The organism is Syntrophotalea carbinolica DSM 2380 (genome assembly GCF_000012885.1).
In the GTDB taxonomy this organism is placed as follows: Bacteria; Desulfobacterota; Desulfuromonadia; order Desulfuromonadales; family Syntrophotaleaceae; genus Syntrophotalea; species Syntrophotalea carbinolica.
The window spans coordinates 3,468,724-3,488,525 of the sequence record NC_007498.2; the positions used below are offsets into that span (position 1 = coordinate 3,468,724).

At 56.5% G+C, this 19,802-nt stretch carries 18 protein-coding genes and 1 riboswitch; of the genes, 8 read left to right on the forward strand and 10 right to left on the reverse strand.

Going from position 1 to position 19,802, the window contains the following annotated elements:
* Nucleotides 1–94 precede the first annotated feature (94 nt).
* Nucleotides 95–1,015: a TIGR01212 family radical SAM protein gene (locus PCAR_RS16005; protein WP_011342748.1), complete on the forward strand. Its 921-nt coding sequence runs from the start codon at nucleotides 95–97 to the stop codon at nucleotides 1,013–1,015.
* A 94-nt stretch (nucleotides 1,016–1,109) separates the two neighbouring features.
* On the opposite strand, the gene PCAR_RS19160 is transcribed toward PCAR_RS16005, so the two are convergent.
* Nucleotides 1,110–1,235 carry a hypothetical protein gene (locus PCAR_RS19160; protein ID WP_281047801.1) on the reverse strand — a complete coding sequence of 42 codons (126 nt, stop codon included), beginning with the start codon at nucleotides 1,233–1,235 and terminating at the stop codon, nucleotides 1,110–1,112.
* Between the two features lie 472 nt (nucleotides 1,236–1,707).
* On the opposite strand from PCAR_RS19160, the gene PCAR_RS16015 reads away from it, so the two are divergent.
* The 5 genes from PCAR_RS16015 (at nucleotide 1,708) to PCAR_RS16035 (ending at nucleotide 6,692) form a co-directional block, all read left to right on the forward strand.
* Nucleotides 1,708–3,744, forward strand: a complete 2,037-nt coding sequence (locus PCAR_RS16015; RefSeq protein ID WP_011342749.1) for an ATP-dependent helicase — start codon at nucleotides 1,708–1,710, stop codon at nucleotides 3,742–3,744.
* A gap of 172 nt (nucleotides 3,745–3,916) precedes the next feature.
* Nucleotides 3,917–4,339, forward strand: a complete 423-nt coding sequence (locus PCAR_RS16020) for a fasciclin domain-containing protein (RefSeq protein WP_011342750.1) — start codon at nucleotides 3,917–3,919, stop codon at nucleotides 4,337–4,339.
* 132 nt (nucleotides 4,340–4,471) lie between these two features.
* Complete coding sequence (locus tag PCAR_RS16025) at nucleotides 4,472–4,864, forward strand: phage holin family protein (RefSeq protein ID WP_011342751.1); 393 nt, start codon at nucleotides 4,472–4,474, stop codon at nucleotides 4,862–4,864.
* A 38-nt stretch (nucleotides 4,865–4,902) separates the two neighbouring features.
* Nucleotides 4,903–5,298 (forward strand): hypothetical protein, encoded by a 396-nt coding sequence (locus PCAR_RS16030; protein WP_011342752.1) that lies wholly within the window; start codon nucleotides 4,903–4,905, stop codon nucleotides 5,296–5,298.
* A 92-nt stretch (nucleotides 5,299–5,390) separates the two neighbouring features.
* Nucleotides 5,391–6,692 carry a M23 family metallopeptidase gene (locus PCAR_RS16035; RefSeq protein ID WP_011342753.1) on the forward strand — a complete coding sequence of 434 codons (1,302 nt, stop codon included), beginning with the start codon at nucleotides 5,391–5,393 and terminating at the stop codon, nucleotides 6,690–6,692.
* A gap of 134 nt (nucleotides 6,693–6,826) precedes the next feature.
* Here the strand turns inward: PCAR_RS16035 and PCAR_RS18160 are convergent, their stop codons facing one another.
* Nucleotides 6,827–7,486 (reverse strand): BON domain-containing protein, encoded by a 660-nt coding sequence (locus PCAR_RS18160; protein WP_011342754.1) that lies wholly within the window; start codon nucleotides 7,484–7,486, stop codon nucleotides 6,827–6,829.
* Between the two features lie 431 nt (nucleotides 7,487–7,917).
* Nucleotides 7,918–10,005 (reverse strand): methyl-accepting chemotaxis protein, encoded by a 2,088-nt coding sequence (locus tag PCAR_RS16050; protein WP_011342755.1) that lies wholly within the window; start codon nucleotides 10,003–10,005, stop codon nucleotides 7,918–7,920.
* A gap of 725 nt (nucleotides 10,006–10,730) precedes the next feature.
* Between PCAR_RS16050 and PCAR_RS16055 the strand changes: the two genes are divergently transcribed.
* On the forward strand, nucleotides 10,731–11,567 hold the full coding sequence (locus PCAR_RS16055) for a nitrilase family protein (RefSeq protein ID WP_011342757.1): 837 nt from the start codon (nucleotides 10,731–10,733) through the stop codon (nucleotides 11,565–11,567).
* Nucleotides 11,568–11,651: 84 nt separating this feature from the next.
* Here PCAR_RS16055 and PCAR_RS16060 read toward each other — a convergent pair whose 3' ends face one another.
* A complete protein-coding gene (locus PCAR_RS16060; RefSeq protein WP_011342758.1) occupies nucleotides 11,652–13,607 on the reverse strand; it encodes a TonB-dependent receptor plug domain-containing protein in 1,956 nt (651 codons plus the stop codon).
* Nucleotides 13,608–13,770: 163 nt separating this feature from the next.
* A riboswitch (cobalamin riboswitch) is annotated at nucleotides 13,771–13,968 on the reverse strand.
* Nucleotides 13,969–14,298: 330 nt separating this feature from the next.
* Here PCAR_RS16060 and PCAR_RS16070 point away from each other — a divergent pair.
* A complete protein-coding gene (locus PCAR_RS16070; protein ID WP_011342759.1) occupies nucleotides 14,299–14,730 on the forward strand; it encodes a fasciclin domain-containing protein in 432 nt (143 codons plus the stop codon).
* 65 nt (nucleotides 14,731–14,795) lie between these two features.
* Here PCAR_RS16070 and ybgF read toward each other — a convergent pair whose 3' ends face one another.
* The 6 genes from ybgF to tolQ all read right to left on the reverse strand — a co-directional run bounded on the left by ybgF (nucleotide 14,796) and on the right by tolQ (nucleotide 19,741).
* On the reverse strand, nucleotides 14,796–15,596 hold the full coding sequence (gene ybgF / locus PCAR_RS18165; RefSeq protein WP_011342760.1) for a tol-pal system protein YbgF: 801 nt from the start codon (nucleotides 15,594–15,596) through the stop codon (nucleotides 14,796–14,798).
* Between the two features lie 91 nt (nucleotides 15,597–15,687).
* Nucleotides 15,688–16,260 (reverse strand): peptidoglycan-associated lipoprotein Pal, encoded by a 573-nt coding sequence (gene pal, locus PCAR_RS16080; protein ID WP_011342761.1) that lies wholly within the window; start codon nucleotides 16,258–16,260, stop codon nucleotides 15,688–15,690.
* Nucleotides 16,261–16,424: 164 nt separating this feature from the next.
* The gene (gene tolB, locus PCAR_RS16085; RefSeq protein WP_011342762.1) at nucleotides 16,425–17,717 is read right to left on the reverse strand and encodes a Tol-Pal system beta propeller repeat protein TolB; all 1,293 of its coding nucleotides are present in this window, start codon (nucleotides 17,715–17,717) and stop codon (nucleotides 16,425–16,427) included.
* A gap of 4 nt (nucleotides 17,718–17,721) precedes the next feature.
* Nucleotides 17,722–18,591: a TonB family protein gene (locus PCAR_RS16090; RefSeq protein ID WP_011342763.1), complete on the reverse strand. Its 870-nt coding sequence runs from the start codon at nucleotides 18,589–18,591 to the stop codon at nucleotides 17,722–17,724.
* 42 nt (nucleotides 18,592–18,633) lie between these two features.
* Nucleotides 18,634–19,068, reverse strand: a complete 435-nt coding sequence (gene tolR, locus PCAR_RS16095) for a protein TolR (RefSeq protein WP_011342764.1) — start codon at nucleotides 19,066–19,068, stop codon at nucleotides 18,634–18,636.
* 1 nt (nucleotide 19,069) lies between these two features.
* Nucleotides 19,070–19,741 (reverse strand): protein TolQ, encoded by a 672-nt coding sequence (gene tolQ / locus PCAR_RS16100; RefSeq protein WP_011342765.1) that lies wholly within the window; start codon nucleotides 19,739–19,741, stop codon nucleotides 19,070–19,072.
* Nucleotides 19,742–19,802 lie beyond the last annotated feature (61 nt).

Consider the following 19,802-nt stretch of genomic DNA (forward strand, 5'->3'; position numbering starts at 1 on the left):
TCAGGACAATGGGCTATTTCAATTGCAGCCCGTTGATCCGGACAACAAGCTTAAACTGCTTGCCCTCTATGCCGTCTGATGGCATAGTCGCTACATGCAAAAGAAACCGTATCTTGTTTTTTCCCAACACCTGAAACAACGCTTCGGCGGACGCGTCCACAAAATATCCATCGATGCGGGATTTTCCTGTCCCAACCGTGGTGCCACCCGTGACCAGCCCGGCTGCCTGTTCTGCGATCCGGACGGCTCCGGCTCGTTTGGCATTCACCGCGGACTTGCTGTCGCCGAGCAGCTTGAGCGGGGCAAGGAGATCATGGTCCGCAAATACAAGGCCAAGCACTTTCTGGCCTACTTCCAGCCCTTCTCCAACACGTTCGCTCCCCCTGAACGCCTGCGCAGCCTGTACGATGAAGCCTTGGGCGTATCCGGCGTGGTGGGCCTGACCGTCGGCACCCGTCCGGATTGTTGCCCGCCGGCCGTTCTGGATTTGCTGGAGGAATATCACCGCCGCACCTATTTCTGGCTGGAACTGGGTCTGCAGAGCAGCCACGACCGCAGTCTGGATTTTCTCCGTCGCGGCCACGATTACGCCTGTTTCCTGGAGGCCTATACCGCTGCCAAAGCCAGGGGGCTGAGGGTCTGTGTGCACGTTATTCTGGGATTGCCGGGAGAAACCCGCGAGGACATGCTGGCCACGGCTGAGGAGATGGCCCGGCTGCAGGTTGACGGCATCAAGCTGCACCTGCTGCATGTTCTGCGCGGCACCCGCCTGGGGGAATTGTACCAGCAAGGTGACATCAACATACTGGAGCAGGACGAATACGTGTCGCTGGTGGCCGATGTCATCGAACGCCTGCCGGCATCGGCCCTGATCCACCGTCTGACGGGGGATGGACCGCGGGATAAGTTACTGGCACCGTTGTGGTCTCTGAAAAAATGGGAAGTGCTCAACGCCATCGACAATGAATTGTATCGACGCGGCACCTGTCAGGGATTTCGGGCGGGGGCGAAATAAAAGGGTAGAGAAGGCGAAAAAGGAAAGATCGCGAAAAAACAGCAAGAGGAGAGGCCGCGTCCGGAAACGACCCACCTTGAGAAATCGACAGCAGCTAGAAATCCACCTGGGTCGCGACGACGGCCTGAGTCGGTGGTTTGACCTGTTCGCCACCACTCCAGGATACCAACAGCAGGGAAGCCCAAAGCAGGCTGAAAAGGACAACGACTGTTTTAAACATATGGACACCGATATGTGAAGGGAAAGACAGCTGTCTCAAGCTTGTCGCGCACCATAGCGAAAATCCTCATGAAAAGCAAGGCGCTTAAGTGCCGGAAAACATGCGCCTAACCACAATGCCCAACTGTGTAAACGCACACACCGCCCCACTCCTTGACGACCCTTTGCTCCCTGACCGTCAAAGGAGCGAGGTTGCCGCTCAAGCGGCTCTTGCCGCGCACCGCAAGCTGTGCTATGTTCCGCGCTGTTTCGCTAGGAGGCTGTAGAACTATCCATGCTCCGGCTGCAAATTCGGCTGTTTGGCCCATATTTCAGCTCCTTTTCGGCCCATAGTTACAACTATGAACCTTCAAATGAGCTAAAATCTGTTCTCAAACATCCAAACTTTCGCGTCGGCCAGTATAGTCCAACAGACTCCTGCGTTACGCGCCACCCTTACTTCCAGACACAACACCCCGCATCGGCCAGGCCCTATGGATCTATCTGCTCTGAATGAACAACAACGTGCTGCGGTACGGCATACGGAAGGCCCGTTGCTGTTGCTGGCCGGTGCCGGCTCGGGCAAAACCCGCGTCATCACCAGCCGCATTGCCTTTCTGCTGCAGGACCGGGGCGTACCTTCGCAAGCCATTCTCGCCGTCACCTTCACCAATAAAGCGGCCCGGGAAATGCGTGAACGGGTGGAAGGCATCGTCGGCCGCAAACAGGCCAAAGGCATGGTTATCAGCACCTTCCATGCCCTGTGCGTTCGCATTCTCAAAGAGGATATCGAACAGCTCGGCTATAAAAAAAACTTTTCCATTTATGGCGGCGCCGACCAACTGCGTCTGATTCGCGACCTGTTGCAGGAGGTCAATACCGGGCTGCGCAAGTTCGACGCCGACCGGGTGCTATGGCTTATCTCCGACGCCAAGAACCGTCTGATCCCGCCCGACCGCTTTGCCCCAACTCACGGCGATGAATACGGGCCGGTGGTCGCCACCATCTATCCCCGTTACCAACGTGCTTTAAAAGCCTTCAACGCCGTCGATTTCGATGACCTGATCATGCTGACGGTACGTCTTCTGCAGGACAAACCGGCGGTCCTGGAAAAATACCGCCAGCGCTTCCGCTACCTGATGGTCGACGAATACCAGGACACCAATGCCGCCCAGTACCGACTCCTGCGGCTGTTAGCTGAAGGACACCGTAACCTCTGCGTGGTCGGGGACGACGACCAGTCCATCTACGGCTGGCGAGGCGCCGATCTGGGCAATATCCTCGATTTCGAAAAAGATTTTCCCGGCACTATGGTGATTCGCCTGGAACAGAACTACCGTTCCACCGGCAATATCCTGACCGCAGCCAACGCGGTGATCCGTAACAATCTCAAGCGCAAGATCAAGGCCTTATGGACCGCCGACGGACCGGGCGACAAAATCGACTATCTGCTGTGCGAGGATGACGAGGACGAAGCCAGGGTCGTCGTGGAACGCATCATGGCCGAACGATTCAAGGCCCGACTGAGTTACCGCGACTTTGCCATTCTGTTCCGTACCAACGTTCAATCGCGCGCTTTTGAAGAACAGCTGCGCTACCAGGACGTGCCCTATGTACTCATCGGCGGCCAGCAATTTTTCGATCGCAAGGAGGTCAAGGATGTGCTGGCCTATTTCCGGGTGCTGCTCAACCCCCGTGACGAAGTCAATCTGCTGCGCATCCTCAACACGCCCAAGCGCGGTATCGGCGACACCAGTGCCGACCGCCTGATCCGTTTTTCCGCCGAGCATGATATTCCGCTGTGGCAGGTTCTGAAAAACCCCGCAGAGGTCGAAGGGCTGGGCGACAAGGTTATGGAATCCATCGCAACCTTCGTGGACCTGATGCAGAACTTCCGGCGCCGGTTCCGTGTCGGCCAGCTCAGCGATACGGGCCGCGAATTACTCCAGGAACTGCGGTTTGAAGACGATTTGTTGCGCACCGCCCAGGATCCGGACAAGGCGCGGCGACGCATGGCCAACGTCGCCGAGGTCATCAACGCCATGGCTTCTTACGAACAGCGCGAAGTGCAGCCGACCCTGGAAGGGTTCCTCGACAAGGTATCGCTGCTCGACCGGGACGAACCGCCGCGTCAGGACAAAGATGCCAAACTGCAGCGCGACGCCGTCGTGCTGATGAGTCTGCACTCCAGCAAGGGGCTCGAATTTCCCTGCGTGTTTCTGGTCGGCATGGAGGATGAGCTATTGCCGCACAAAAAATCGAAGGGCGCAAACTCCAATATCGAAGAGGAACGCCGTCTCTGCTATGTCGGCATCACCCGAGCGCAGAAAAAACTGACACTGCTTGGAGCCGCCCGCAGGAAAAAATTCGGCGTCATGCAACTCCGTTCACCCAGCTGTTTTCTCGAAGAGATTCCCGACGAGGTTCTGCATTCAGCCGCCAGCGACGCACCGACAGCAACCACCGAGGAAGAAAAAGATCAATTGGCAAACAACGCTTTTGCCGATATAAAGGCCATGTTGGACTTTTGACCCCCCGTTTTGCGCAACCTCTCTCATGCTGACCGCCTCTAAAAAGTCCTCCAACTCCCCACACCTTGGCCGGCCGACGCAGGTTGCACATCGGCTGCACCCTGAGACCCGGCATGATACAATTAAGTCTATCGAGGTTATATTTACCCCCTTCCCCCATCAGGAGACCGTCATGAAAAGCATCCTGACCACCCTCAGAGAAGATCCGGCTTTCGAAACGCTGCTGCATGCCCTGAACAAAGTCAGCCTGCTGGAGGTTTTGGCCAACGCTGAAAAAATCACCCTGTTCGCACCCGACAACCAGGCCTTCACGCGCATCAACCTTGAGGAAATACAGCTCGACCGATCGAAACTGACCGATATCCTCACCTACCACCTGGTCGATGGCGAGCATCCCTTCGAGGGCCTTGAAGCCGAGGAGAACATCTATACCCGCAACGGCAAACACCTGACCGCCCATTTGGAGGCCGGGGAATTGCGTATCGACAATGCGGCCCTGACCCGAACCGACATCCGCTGCAGCAACGGCATTATCCATGTCATCGACAACGTCTTTCTGCCGCAATTCTCCGGATGGTACTGCGCCTGCTGTTAAATCATCCGCGGCGCAGCTGATCCTACCCCCTTTTATCCGGAGGTAATTTACGCTATCCTTGGTGGTGTCGTCTGCCCGCGGCCTCCGCCGTCCAGGGCTTACTTGTGAACACCATCTTCGCCGGAGGTACCGATGCGAGGCCTGCTGATCCGCTGGTGTGTGCTGACCCTTGCCATTCTGCTTGCCGCTTACCTGCTGCCGGGCATCACCGTGGGCGGACCCTTTTCCGCCTTTTTCGCCGCCGCAGCCCTCGGCATTCTCAATGCGCTGTTTCGCCCCATTCTGCTGCTGGTCACCCTGCCGCTGAATATTCTTACCCTTGGGCTGTTCACTTTTGTCATCAATGCCCTGATGCTGATGATGGCATCTGGCGTTATCGGCGGCCTGCAGGTTCGCGGGTTCTGGTGGGCGGTGCTCGGGTCCCTGATCATCAGCACCGTCAGTTGGCTGTCGACGTCGCTGATCAACGAAAGCGGACATGTGGAAGTTATTTCTCTGCACAAGCGCCGCGGGCGCTGGGAGTAAAAGCCTTTGCGTGAAAAGGGCTGTCCTGAGGAGGATCTATGTTACGCAATCTGAGTGCCGCTTTTACCGGTGGAGCGATCGGTGGCCTGCTCTCCAGTCTGCTGTTCTGGGAGCTGGGACGTGACGGCGTCATTGCCTGGATGGGCATCGGTCTTCATCCCGGCCTGTCCCTTGCATGGCTTTATCCCCGCCTGGTGATCGGCGGGCTGTGGGGGCTGTTGTTCACCTTGCCCCTGCTGCCCGGTCGCCCGGCCACCCGAGGCCTGCTATGGAGTCTTGCTCCGTCGGCCTTCATGCTGTTACACCAGATGCCCATGGCGGGCCGGGGGTTGTTCGGATTCGGGTACGGTGCGCTGACTCCGCTGTTGGTACTGCTGGTTTACGCGGTATGGGGATTGACGGCGGCACTCTGGTATCGCACCGCGGCACGCTGACCGGCACCTCCCGGGCTCCCCACACATGAAGAGGCCGGCGCGCCTCTTCGATTCTTTTGACTTCAAGAAACACTTTGCGAGGTATATTCACAGTGAAAAACCATGCCATCATGATCGTTTTACTGCTCATTGTCGGCGCCGCCATCGGCTATCTTTTCCTGCGCGATAACGCACCCCCGCAGATCACCCTGTCTCCCGCCAGCGGTGCCGTATCGACCCGGAAACCGCCGGTGCTGCACCTGCAGGATTCCGACACCGGCCTGAAATCCGTTGTCGTCAGTGTTTCCCAGGAGGGCAAAGTCACCGAGTTGCTCAACAAAACCTTCCAGCGCGGCATAAAGCAGGCAGAGATTCCCTTGGCCCTGGAAAAACTGTCTCTCAAAAACGACACGCTGCAACTCACCGTCAAGACCAGCGATTACGCCACCCTGGCGAATAAAGGGGAGCAGAATTTTACTTTTGAATACGATACCAAACCGCCGGTGATTTCGGTTTTGACCACCGCCCACAACGTTTACGAAGGGGGAGTCGGTCTGACCATGTTCCGGGTCAACGAAGATGTCAAATATGCCGGGGTCCAGGTGGCGGATCGTTTTTTCCCGGCTTACCGGCAGGATAACGGCGTCTACGCCTGCCTGTTCGCCTGGCCGCACAATATCCGGCGCAGTGCCTTTTCACCGCGCGTGATCGTGGAGGACCAGGCGGGCAACCAGCGCACAGGCGGTTTTTACTATCACTCCATTCCCCGCCCGGGGCGAAGCGACAGGATCAATATCAGCCAGCGGTTTCTGGACAACAAAATGCCCGATTTTCAGCATTATTTCCCGACGGTGACCGACCCCTTGCAACTCTTTCTGCGGGTCAACAACGAACTGCGGGCCAAAAACGTTGCCAAGCTGAATGACCTGGCCGCGAAAACCGCCGATCGCCCCCTGTGGCAGGGCGCCTTTTTGCGGCTGCCCAATGCGGCTCCCCGCGCGGACTTCAACGATAAGCGCGATTACATGTTCAACGGCAAAAAAGTCGACCATCAGACCCACCTGGGCCTGGACCTGGCTTCTCTGGCGGCATCTCCGGTACCGGCCAGCAACAGCGGCACGGTTATCATGGCAGAGGATTTCGGCATCTACGGCCAGTGCATCATCATCGATCACGGCCTCGGCCTGCAGAGCCTTTACTCCCACCTGAGCAGCATCGACGTGGCCGTCGGTGATCAGCTCAGCAAAGGGCAGATCATCGGCCGCACAGGTGCCACCGGCATGGCCGGCGGCGACCATCTGCATTTCGGCATCGTCCTGTCCGGCCTCCAGGTCAACCCCCGCGAATGGCTTGACGGCCACTGGATCAAAGACAACTTTACCGATAAGTGGCAACGAACCATGGCCCAGCCCTGAGCCGCGTCTCGCAATGTGTAAAACAAAAGGCTGCCCGAAAAGGCAGCCTTTTGTATTTCCGTTTTTAGCTCAGCATATCTCTAAAAGAGACAAGCCTTGCCAACAGCCAGGCACAATGCCCGATCCGCCGGAGGTTAGCCGACAGCAAGAAGATTATTGACGTCAACGACACCGGGGGTGAACCAGCAGTCGTTTTCTGCCGCCGCTTTTTCGATATCGGAATTGGCCCGGCCGCGCAATGTCACCATGCCATCGCTTACCTGAACCTGAAAATGCTTGGGATCGACCAACGGATCTTTTTCGAGGATGACCAGGAGGTTATCCTTGAGCTCCTCGTCATTGTCCTCTTCCGGCGGTACGATCGTTATCATGTTGAGCACGTTCCTGACCCCCGGCACCCACCAACTCATAACTTCGCAAAGTCGGTGCTGCACCATGGAATGAACCCGCCCCCGCAAGGTCACGTGCCCATCGATATCGGTCTCGATATCGATATGTTCCTCATCGATGTTGCGCTCCTGGATAAACGCATGGCGGATGTGTTGTGTGATTTCCTTGTGCCCCATCCTGTGGGCAATGGCGACATCCAACAGGTCGTATGCCTGCCGCACCCCCGGCACCTGTTCGGCCAGGCGTTTGGCCAGGCGTTTGCCCGCGATGGTATCGATGGTTCCGGCAAGCGTTGCCGTGCCATCATGGTAGCTGATGCGTAAATGGCTTTCGGGCAGTTTGATACGGATATCGTTGGCAAGTGCGCCTTCGATCAATTTTCGGATACGTTCGTCATCGTTCATGGCCACTAACCCTCCCTAAGCCGGTTAGTTTCTCCCGGAAACGGCCCCTTACCCCGCTCTCTGCGTCTATCGGTTCGTTTCGTGACAACGCCCCGGCCCTTATCCTCCGGATAAGCGGAGCCTGTCCCCTTGCACGGTGTTACCTTCTTTCAGTTTAATCCCGGATGGTGTTTTCTCAAGCTCCCGGGTACGGAACATCCCGGCATCGAATACGTCCGGCTGTCCGCACCTTTCATGCTTCGGTTGCGTGCGGCTGCGGCACTGTGTTCGGTTGGCTCCATAATTTGCGGGCGTGCCGATTTTGGAAACAACCGCCTGATTTGATGTTCCCGAGATACGATAAGGGGGAGATTTTCCCTGTTAAAACGGACGAAGGCTGCCTCAAACAGGGCAGCCTCCGTCTGTTTTACAAGTGTGTGATCCGGTTAACTTCAGTATTTGCCGAAGTCCGCATCATCGAGAGCGATTTGCGGTATCGAGCTGTTTTGTCCCGCCGTTTCGGCTTTCAGCGTTTGGGCCGCCTTGGGAGCAGAGATTGACGGCTGTTGAGCATAACCGGGTGCTGGGGGTTTTGCAGCATGACCACGCAAACGAAACTGACTTAACAACTGACGCATGTAGGCCGATTGACTGGATAACTCCTCGGCTGCCGCTGCGCTTTCTTCGGCGCCGGCGGTATTGCTCTGAGTGACGGCGTCAATTTGATTGATGCCGTCGTTGACCTGGGCGAGACCGTCCGACTGTTCTTTGGAGGATGCGGCAATTTCTCCCACCAAATCGGCGGTTTTGCCGATACCGACCACAATCTCTTCCAGAGCTGCGGCGGTACGGTTGGCAATATCGGTGCCGTTTTCTCCTTTTTTGACACTGCCTTCGATCAACTCGGCCGTTTCCCTGGCGGCATCGGCGCTACGCGCGGCCAGGTTACGGACTTCCTCGGCGACTACGGCAAAGCCCTTGCCATGTTGTCCGGCTCGCGCCGCTTCGACTGCTGCATTCAGTGCCAACAGATTGGTCTGAAAGGCGATTTCGTCGATGGTTTTGATAATCTTGCTGATATTTTGGCCCGATTCGCTGATTTCCTGCATCGCGGCAACCATCTGCTGCATTTGTTCACTGCCGCCATGCGCTGCTCTTCTCGCCGTATTGGCCAGGCTGTTGGCTGTCTGCGCATTCTCCGCATTCTCATGGGTGCGGCCGGACAGTTCGCCCAGGCTGGCACCGATTTCCTCGATGGCAGCCGCCTGCTGGGTAGCTCCCTGAGACAGCGCCTGGGCGGAATCTGCGACTTGGCCGGAACCGGAATCGATTTGCTCGCTGGCGCTGTCGATTTGCCTAAGGATGTCATTGAGGCGATCGGTCATGTTGCGCAAGGCCCGGCCGAGCACATCATGTTCCGAGGTCAAGACCACATCCCGGGTCAGGTCGCCGTCAGCAATCGCTTCGGCCAATGCGGCTCTTTGCTGGAGGCTGTCGGCCATGGTGTCAAGGGCCTCGGCGAGCAGTCCCAGCTCGTCTCGGCGGCTAAAGTGCAAGCGACCGGAGAGATCACCGTTCTTGATATCCTGGGCGAATGCGACACCCTTGCCGAGGATATTGGTAATCGGCCTGACAATCAAAATGACCATAACGGCCAGCACCAGCACAACGATAATGCCGATGATGCCATTGCGCATGATCAGACTGTCGATCACGCTGAAAATATCCTCGGTATCCGCTCCGGCGGCAACGAACCAACCGGTGGTCGGCTCGGTACGGAAACTGACGATTTTTTCAATCCCCTCAAAGGTGTAGGTCTCGATGCCATTTTTCCGGCTCATCAACTGCTTACCCCAGTCAAAAGCACTGATGTTGGTTTGCAGGATGACATCCGTATCCGGATGGCTGCAGATCATGCCCGTCTTGTCGGTCATGAAGGCGTAACCGTCGCTGCCGATTTTGATCGGCACAATGAACTGTTCCGTAAACTTGCTAAGCTCGATGCATGACGTCAGAACACCGATCACCTCTCCATGCAGCTTCATGGGCTCCGCTATGGTGAAAATCGGCCGTCCGGTGACTTTACTTTTGATGACATTGCTGATGTTGTTTTGGCCCTGCATCCCCAACTTGAAATAGGAACGGGTCGACAGGTCAAGCCCGATCACCTCCGGATTGGGATGGGCCACAACCTTTCCGGTTCTGTCGATAAGTGTAATGGAATCGTAAATATCGTAGGTCTTCATAAACTCCTGCATGAGTTTATTGGCTTTTTCGAGCTCTTCCGCACGGGGTGTTTCCTGCGACAGTATTTTGGTGAATATTTCCTGTCGGCACTGTGTTTTGAGATCACCGCGCAGGTCCTGGATCCAGGCCGATATTTGCGCGGACAGATTCCGGGTGAGGGTTTCCAGCTGGTCGGTGATGATGTTCTGGACAATATGGGATGTGGTTCGGGTGGAGAGGACCGCGGATAGGGCCATGCCGAGTATAATAAAACCGATCACAGGGAACAAAATACGATTGCGAAGGGATTTCATCAAAAAAAAACTCCTATAAACAGTGACTTGCAAGCCACTTGCGATTAACTTTTAAAGCGGTTAATGTTTAGGTCGAAAACTATTGGAATTAGTACATTAGGAAGCTTGCGTGCGGGAAACTTTAGCGTATCAACCGTTGGCAGCCGGTTGAATGGCCGAAGGAATTTCGGGGACGGTCCCGTTTCAAGTGATTAACTGTTGGCAGCCAGTTAAATCAGCGAATGACAGGCCGGGTACATGTCTCCGGGAAAGAGGATTTTCCCTCGCCCAAAATTCATAAAAGGACAGGATCAGGTTGCAGCGAACCATTTTGCACTGCACCTGCCGTCGATGGAAGAAAAAAATTCGCTAAAAAAGAAAAAACCTCAGCCAACCCACCCATTGCAGCGACTCGGAAGGGCAAATTAACTTTGTTTTCATCCGAAAACGGTCCTTTTCCCCAATCTCTGCGTCAATCTTCCCACTTGCTTGTGCGGCGTAAAAACTACGCCTCCGCGCAAGTGCTCGATTTTCTTGACCTTGGGAAAAATCACTCGTTTCCCTTATGAAAACTACGCAGTGTGCATCCTGAGTTTCCGGATGCAAATTAACTTAAGGAGAACCCTCCGGCCAGCCCCCATCGGTCCACCAACAAACACCATCATTGTCGTCGCGCCCCGATAAGCCTGTTGTATCTATCTCTGTGCCGGATATAATCGGATACCCTGTCCAGCAGAGGAGAACATATGACAGAAAACGGTTTATCGGATCTGGGGGCTTTTCGTCTGGCACTGGTGCAGTCGGTATCGGAGATCGGCGATTGCACCCGTAATCTGGAAGGGATCGCCCGCTGGACCGAACAGGCGGCGCGGCAAGGCGCCGAGATGGTCTGCTTTCCGGAATTGGCCATTTGCGGCTACACCCGCAGCGGGATTGGCGAGCTTGCCGAAGTGGTGCCGGGACGGGCTTCTTGCCACCTGGCGGCATTGGCCCGAAAGCATCGCATGGTGGTGTCGGCCGGTCTGATCGAAAAATCCGGGTCAGCGTGTTACATCACCCAGTTGGTCGCTTCAGCCGACGGTTCGATAGAACGTTATCGCAAAACCCACCTTGGCCGTCGCGAACGCGAGGTATTTTGCGCCGGTGATGCATTGCCCGTCTTTACGACCAGAAGCCGCGCGGGAATGCCGATAACATTCGCCATAGGGCTGTGTTACGATCTGCATTTTCCCGAGCTGGCCACTGCTTATGCGGTGCAGGGAGCGCAACTGCTGCTGGCACCCCATGCTGCTCCCCATGCCGGTCCCGATCGCATGCAATTGTGGCAGCGCTATATGGGAGCCCGCGCCTATGACAACACCATGTATGTTGCCGCCTGCAATCATGTTCAAAAACTCAAAAGCAGCGATTGCAGTGGCGGTCTGGGGGTGTGGGACTATCGCACCGGCACCTTGCTTGCCCAACGCACCGAACCGGGTGAAGGGTTACTGTTTTGGGATCTCGATCTCGATGGAGTGAACCGCACGCGTGCACAAGGGCGAACGTTTTTTCTGGACGACCGCCGTCCCGAGCTGTTTCGATGAACCGCACCGGACGGCTCATGGGAAGGCGAAAAAAACAGGCCGCTACCCGTCAAGGGCAGCGGCCTGTTTTTTGTAAAGCCTCGGTTAGAAGGTAACTTCGTACCCGATAAGCGCCAAACGCGGCATTTCGTAGTATTCGTACTGGTAGCTGCTTTCCGGATCCTGATTGCCGGCACTCACCACTTCTTCATCCAGCAGATTGGTGACGGTCACGTAAACCCGGCCCACGGGCAAACGGTACCCGGCACTGATATCCATGGTATAGGCATCATCCAGATAGTCCTCCCGCCCCGCAAGAATGGTTCCGCTCAATTCCACATCGAACTTGTGCCATTGCCAGGAAGCTCCCAGGCTGGATTGGAACTTCGGCCCCGGCCGATACTCCTGACCGTCCGGATCCTCGGCGGACGGGTCGGCCCAATATCCCGAACAGCGCAGGGCCAGGGTATGCCATGGTCCCCTACTGCCGACAAACGGCCGCCAGTCAGCTTGCCATTCCACACCGATACTTTCGTAATCGCCTGCGTTAAAGTAGGTCTTGTCATCGACTCCGTCGATATAGCCGGTGTCGATTTTATCCTCGTAATCCATATAGAACCCGGCCAGGCGAACTTTCAGGCCTCTGCCGGTGAACTTGACCCCGGCCTCGTAGGTTTTGCCTTTTTCGGGACGCAGATCCGGATTGCCGACCAGCCGGGACGAGTCGTTGAACATCTGATTGAAGGTCGGTGCCCGGAACGCCGTGCTGAAATTGGCGAACAACCGGGTCGTTTCGGTCAATTGGAAACTCAGTCCGGCAGCCGGCAGCCAGCGGTTATATTCCTCCCCTTCCTTTTCGGGGAGAATGAATTGTTCGCGCATGCCCAGCGTCAGTGTCAAACGCTCAAAAAAGGTTTTCTCCGCCTCGACAAAGGCCGCGGCATCGTGGCGGTGATGTTCCTTGTACTTGTAGCGGTAATTGGCTGCCCGATAGATATATTCCGCACCCGTCGTCAGGGCGATGTCTTCCGGCAGTTCGAAGCGATAGTCGCCCGACAGTCCGGCGTTGTACTCCTTGTTCCAGGAGTCTTTGGAGCCATCCGTGACCTTTTTACCACCGTAGACATCGTAGTCGACATTGGTGGTCCCCAGGGAAAAGAATCCCTTCAGGCGATAGCGGTCTTTCTCGTAGCGCACATCGGTGAAGAGTTTGTATTTTTGCTGGGTGAACTGGTTCTCTAGTTTTCCCGCAATGCCGCTTTTGCCGCCCGCGTCGTAAACTTTTTGCCAACCGCTGCGATAATAGCTGGCAAGCAGATCAAAGGTCAGGTCCTGCAGCGGACTGAAGCTCAGGTTAAACCCGTAACGGTCCGTATTGCCGACGTCGTAGTGCGCAGGGGTGCTTCTGGAGGTGGGGTTCAGGTAAGTCTTCTGATAGATTTTGTGCAGATCGTTGAGATGCTGGTAAGTCATACCGGCGGTCAGATTGGCGCGACTGATTCCGACGCTGTAATTCCGATAACCGTATTCGCCGAGCTCCGCGCGCATGCTGGTCAGAGCGACCTCTTCCGGCTGTTTGGTGATGATGTTGATGACCCCGGTCATGGCATCGGCACCGTAAAGGGTCGAGGCGGCTCCTTTAAGAATCTCAACCCGGTCGATCTGCTCGATGGGAATGGTATCGAGATCGTAGGACGCGCCTCCGGCACCCTGAATGGGCATGCCGTTAACCAGGACCAGCTCCCCCCCCGGCAGGCCGCGAATGCTCAGGTCGCTGGTCATGCCGCCGTTGCTGAGGCCCAGGGGACCCTGGGTTTTGAATGCCAGGCCACCCGCTTTGCTCAGCCCCTCGTAAAGATTTTGCGCACCGCGCGCCTGCATATCCTCGGCTGTAACCACCGTGACCAGACGGTGGCTCGCGCTTTCCGTGACAGGAAACCGGGTACCCGTAACCACCACCGCATCCAGGGTGCGGTGCGCCTCGGCTCGCAACGGAGCCGGCAATAAACAGGCCCCCAGACATAACAGGACTGCCCCTCGTGAAAAATAATTGCCGAGCATGAATCCCTCCTTTCGACAATTCAACAAATAGCATCGGGCAGGGGCCGGCACCCGACATAAAAAAATCCCGGAGAACCTGATACAGGTTCTCCGGGATCCCGTTTTATCCCAAAGAAAATTGGACGCACTGCGCCCTGGAAACGGTTCAGCCCCGAAACCGGTCCCTATATAAAATCTTGAAGCAGGTCTTCTGACTTCCGACTCAAACCTACTTGTCACACCTTCACACAGCGCGATGCTGCATTGGTTTTCAGTGACGTTCGTCGTCGGTTACAGCGGCGGGTCCGTTGCCGATTTGCACGGCATTCCCTTTTTTCGCTATCAGGTCGATGTAACCTGGAGCGCACTTCAAGATAGTGTTACGAATGAATGTCGTTCCATTCGTATACGGAAACTAGTACAAACGGCTGCCAATGTCAAGAAAGCCTTCTGCTTGAGAGCTTTATTCCAGAGGATGGGTTTAAACGCAACTTTTCGGGAGCATACGACGGCATGAGCTTAAGGAGAAAAGGCTTTGCCGCCGCATACGAGGTCAAGGCGCAGGTTGTCAAGGGGGGTAAATCAGTTACAATGGCCAGGTAAGGTTCAAACTTTGCGGCTCCAACCCGATACGATCCGAGATGAAAACGGGCCGCTAATGTCAATACCATGCACGGTTCTTTCCATCAGGGGCCGAGAAAAGGAGTTTGCCATGCCGACGATCATGGAAGCCATCGCTGCAGATCCATCACTGAAGACCTTGAACAAGGCTTTGGGGATTGTCACAGGGGTCGTTGAGAGATTGGGGCAACCCGGTAGTTATACCTTCTTCGCACCTAACGATGAGGCTTTTGCGCGCCTCAACATCGATCAGGTGCTGGCCGATGCCGGCAAACTGGCGGATATCCTCAACTACCACCTGGTCGCGGAGAAATATACTGAAAAGGAAATGGACGTCACAAACCTTGACTCCATGGTCACGGAACTGGGCAAAAGCCTTTCCATCTATCTGGACGAAAACGATATCATGATCGACAACGCGCACATCGTTAAAGCGGATATCCAATGCAGTAACGGGGTGATCCATATTATCGACAATGTTTTCCTGCCGCAACACTCCGGCTGGTATGAAACCATGGCCTGACCATTCAGGGGGGGAGATTAAAAAAGGGGCGACCTTTTCAGGCCGCCCCTTTTTTTGGGTCTTTATTATTTGCCCCAGGCTTTGAGACGTTCTTTGGCAATACCGGCTTCCCCGGACAGGGGGAAACTCTTGACCAGTTTTTCAAGAATGGCGCGGGCACTTTGGCGGTCTCCGAGTTGATCGAAGGTCAACCCCTGCTTGAGATAGGCGGCTGCCGCCTTGGGATGATCGCCGTATTTCTGAATGACGTCTTCAAACTGCAGGATGGCCTTCTCGTATTCTTTTTCCCCTGCATAGGATTCGCCGATCCAGTAAGCGGCGTTCGGTGCCAGCGAGTGGCCGGGGTTTTTCTGCAGAAATTCTTCCAACTGCTTGCGACCCTCGGCATAGTGCTTCTGTTTGCGGATCGCATCGACGGCTTGCAGATAAACGGTCTCGGGCTGGGCGGCGCCGGCCTTCGGCAGTTGAACCACCGGGGCCGTGTTGCCGGTAGCGGAAGACGGATTTTCTTCAAGGGCGCTGATGCGCAGCCCCAGATCGTCACGAACCAGGGCCAGTTCCTCCTGAAGCTCATTACGCTGTTGGTCAAGATCGGCGAAACGGCCATGGATGCTTTGCAGTTCCAGGCGCAGGTTATCCAGATCCGCCTGCGTTTTGGCCTGTTGTTGCGTCAGATCATCCAGGCGCTGGCGTGTCTGGCCGAGCCGGTCGGTCTGTTGGGTCGCGAGTTCCCTTTCGGTGGCGGCCAGCCGGCGTTTCATCTCTTCAAGGTCGCGGCTCATGGCCAGTTCCTGCTGAGAAGGGATACAGCCGGCAAGCAAGGCCAGCGTGGCGGCGCACAACATCAGGATTCTTAAGCTTTTCATGACAATCGGTCCTCATTGTGTTGAGGGCGGCGGATCGGTAGAGCCGATCCGCCTTGGATACATCGGTTTCGCGAAAATACCCAACCTGTAATCAGGGCATGGATTTGAATTCCGCACGCCGGTTCATGGCGTAGGCATCTTCGTTCTGTGCCGGATCGAGAGGCATTTCCTCACCATAGGAGATCACACTCAGGCGATCGCCGGCAACACCGAGGGATTCAAGATACTTCTGGGCAGCCAGGGCGCGACGCTCCCCAAGAGCCAGGTTATATTCATCCGAACCGCGCTCATCGCAGTAACCTTCGATGCGGACCTTCTGATCGGGGTTGGCTTTGAGATATTCCGCATTGTTGATAAGAATGGCCTGCGCCTCGGGGCTCAGGTCATAACGGTCAAAATTGAAGTAGATGCGTTCCAGAGAAGCAACCGTTTGCGGCATCGACATGCTGTCGTCCATGCTCTCTTCGCCAATCATGCTTTCGCCAATGCCCGTCTCTCCCGCGCCCATCTCTTCAACACCTTGGACAGCCTGTTGCGCTGCCGCCTGATCATCGGTGGTGACAGGTACAGGGGCCGGTTTTTTGGCACAGCCTACCGCCAGCATGGCCGTAAGAATCATCATCAACAGCACCTGCATGGAAATCCGAATACCTCCGCGTTTCATGGTTTTACTCCTTTACCTGATAGATAAAATGGGGTTGAAGACAAACAACAACTTCGGGGCCATCCCGAAAATACAAAAAGCGTGTAATTCAAACTGAGCGGGTAAACTGAAGCAACGCTCATTATACGTGAGTGTTTATCAAAAAAACAGGGGGAATAAACGTCTCACCGCTGACCGGACCATGCCGGGTGTTGGCACTGTCCGCCACCGGCCGAGATGCGGCGTATGCCGGTGCCATCGGCCCGCATGATGTAAATGCCCTTACGGCCGTCCTGATCGGAAGAATAGACCAGGAAGCGGCTGTCCGGGCTCCAGCGGGGGTGCTCTTTATTGCCGGGACCGAAAGTCAGGCGGCGTTCGTCCGTACCGTCGGGTCGAACGGTATAGATATCAAACACGCCCTTTTCCAGGCGGGTAAAGGCAATACGCTTGCCGTCGGGACTCCAGGCCGGAGTGGCGTTGTATTTACCGTTAGCGGTAAGTCGCGCGGTCTGGCCGCCGAGCAGGTCCATGACGAAAATATGCGGATTGCCCTGCCGGTCGGAGACAAAAGCCAGCCGGTCGCCGGCCGGGCTCCAGCTCGGATCGACATCGATACCCCAATGACTGGTAAGACGGCGGCGGCGACTGCCGTCGGTGCCGAGCAGCATCAGTTCGGGATTGCCGGTGGCCGACTGGGTGAGCGCAATTTCCCGACCGTCAGGCCGAAAGCGCGCTGCTATATTCAGGCCTTTTTTAAAAGCCAGGCGGGCTTCCTGCCCGGTGCTCAACTGTTTCCGGTAGAGATCGGGATTGCCGCGCCGGTACGAGGTGTAAATGACCTCGCGTCCGTTGGGCGAAAAATCGGGATTGAGAACAATGGAGCGGTGATCGGTAAGGCGCAGGGCATTGGCGCCGTCGGTATCCATCAGATACAGCTCCTTGTGCCCGGTGCGGTTGTCGATATAAGCGATACGGGAACTGAACGGACCTTCCCGGCCGGTGACGCTCTTCAACACCTGATCAGCGAATTTATGCGCCATGGTACGCACATCGCGTCGAAGTCCCGCATAGCGGCGACCGGTCAACAACCGCCTGTGAACGACATCGTACAGACGAAAATCGACCAGCAGCCGTTCCCCTTGCAGTTGGTAACCGCCCTTGATAAGAATTTCGGCACCCAGAAGGGCCCACTGATTGAAATCGACCCGAGAACTGGTCAGACCGGGACGCCGCGCATCATCCAGAAACGCCGCCGGGTCGAGCTGGCGAAACAGGCCGGACAGCTCCAGGTCGGCAGCCATGACATCGTGCAACTCCGCGGCTATGGCGGGTAGCGGCGTTCCGGACAGGGGGACAAGTTGGGTGTTGGCCACGGCAATGGTCTGTTGGCCAGGAGCGCGAATTTCAACCTGGGCCTGGACGGCAGTCGCCGACAGGCAGAGCAGGGCGATAAGCAGGGTCACGAAACGGCGCATAGTTTTAATCCATAAGGTCTTTGAGGTTGAAGACGACATCGAGTTGCAGCGTCCTGCCGGGTTTGCGAGGCAGGGCCCTGGCTTTGAGTACGGCTTTTTTGACCGAATCGTCAAAGGTCGCATCGCCGGAGGGTTTGACGATTCGGTAACTGGTCAGGCTGCCCTCGGCGTTGAAGGCCAGGTGAACGGTGGCGGTCAAGTCGCGGCGGGTGACCTGGTATTTGGACAGAGTCCAGTTTTGCTTTAAATAGGCCTGCATCCAGGTCTGCAGATCGACACCGATTTCATCGCCGCTGCCGTCCGGCATGCCCAGGGGAGCGCCGGAACCGGTACCGCCCGAGGTGCCGGCGTTATCTCCCGAAAGCGCGGCAATCTTGTTTTTGAGAGCGGCCAGCTCCTGCTCTCGCTGCTGCTTTTCGCGCATGGCGGCGAGTTTCTGCCGAACACTCTGATAATTGTGCGACGGCGCAGTGGCCTTGGGCGCTGGACTGGTGCGGGCCTTCGCCGATGGGGTGCTTGTTTTTGAAGCAACCGGCTTGGTGGGGGCCGGTTTGCTCGCGACAGCGGTTTTTTTAGGTGGCGCGGGTTTGGCCTTCGCTTTAGGGGCTGCCGCCGCAGGTTTGGGCTTGGTTGCCTTGGGTCTGGAGGTCTTTTTAACCTTGGGAGCCGGGCCGCCGTCCGGGCGTCCGGCCTGGGGGTTGAGGACCGGCATTTTGCTCAGGTCCACGTAATATACCGGCCGCGGCTCGATGCGCCGGGAGGCAAAAAACACCCCGGAAAACAACACGAACACCACCGCATGCAGGGCCAGAGAGAGGGCCAGCAGCCAAAACAGACTCGGTTCATTGCGCGGAGGAACAGGTGGTGTCGTCACGGTCGTATGGGCCTTTGCGGCGTGGGGGATGAAGATAAACGATCAACGGTGTTTGGGCGGTTCCGGCGGTTGCGAAACCATTCCCAGTTTTTCGATGCCGGCTCCCTTGATGGCGGCCATAACTTCCACGACCCTGCCATAAGGCACATCGCGGTCGGCCTGCAGAAACACTTCCTTTTCCTTGCGTGTTTCCATGACCTGCCGAAGCACCGGCATGAGTTTCGAGGCCTCCGGAATACGGGTTTTGCCGATGGAAATGGCGCCGTTTTTCTCGACGGTGACCACCAGAGGTTCTTTGCCGGCCGCCAGCCCGGGGGCATCGGCCACTTCCGGCAGGTTGACCTCCACGCCCTGTTCGAGCATCGGCGCGGTGACCATAAAGATGATCAGCAGCACCAGCATGACGTCGACCAACGGCGTGACGTTGATTTGCGACAAGGTGGAGCGGGAGGATCCGTTGCGCTGGCCTACTTCCATGTCAGCTCCTTCGCAGCATGCGATCGACGATGTTGAGGAACTCCTGGCTGAAACTGTCCATATCGCCGGTCAGCACATTAACCTTACTGACAAAGTGGTTGTAGGCAACCACGGCGGGGATGGCGGCCACCAGACCGATGGCAGTGGCGACCAGGGCTTCGGATATCCCCGGAGCGACAACCGCCAGCGAAGCGCTGCCGGTTTTGCCGATGCCATGAAACGAGTCCATGATCCCCCATACGGTACCGAACAGACCGATAAAGGGTGCCGTCGAGCCGGTCGTGGCAAGAAACGGCAGATAGCGCTCCAGACGCTGCGTTTCCTGATTGGTGGCGCGTCGCAGGGCACGGGCGACGTTGTCCGCCTGGCCCATGTCGGCACTGAACAAGGTCGGTTCATCCGTGCCGTTATCCCGCTGATTGCGTTTCATTTCCTGATAGCCGTCCCGGAACAGGGATGCGGTCGGCGCGTGGGGGAAATCTCTCAGTTTCTGGGCAATGGCATCGATGTGCCGTTTGTTCCAGAAAAATTGTTGAAACCGCTGCGAATCACTGATGGCGCGATAGATAACCCGGAACTTCAAAAAAATGATAGCCCAGGAAAGCAGAGAAAAACCGATCAGTATCAACAGAACCAGTTTGACCACCAGTCCGGCATCGGAAATCAGCTCCAAGACGTTACCTCCATGCGTGGGGAAGAAATCTGAATGATGTTGCGGCACAGACCACGCCGCA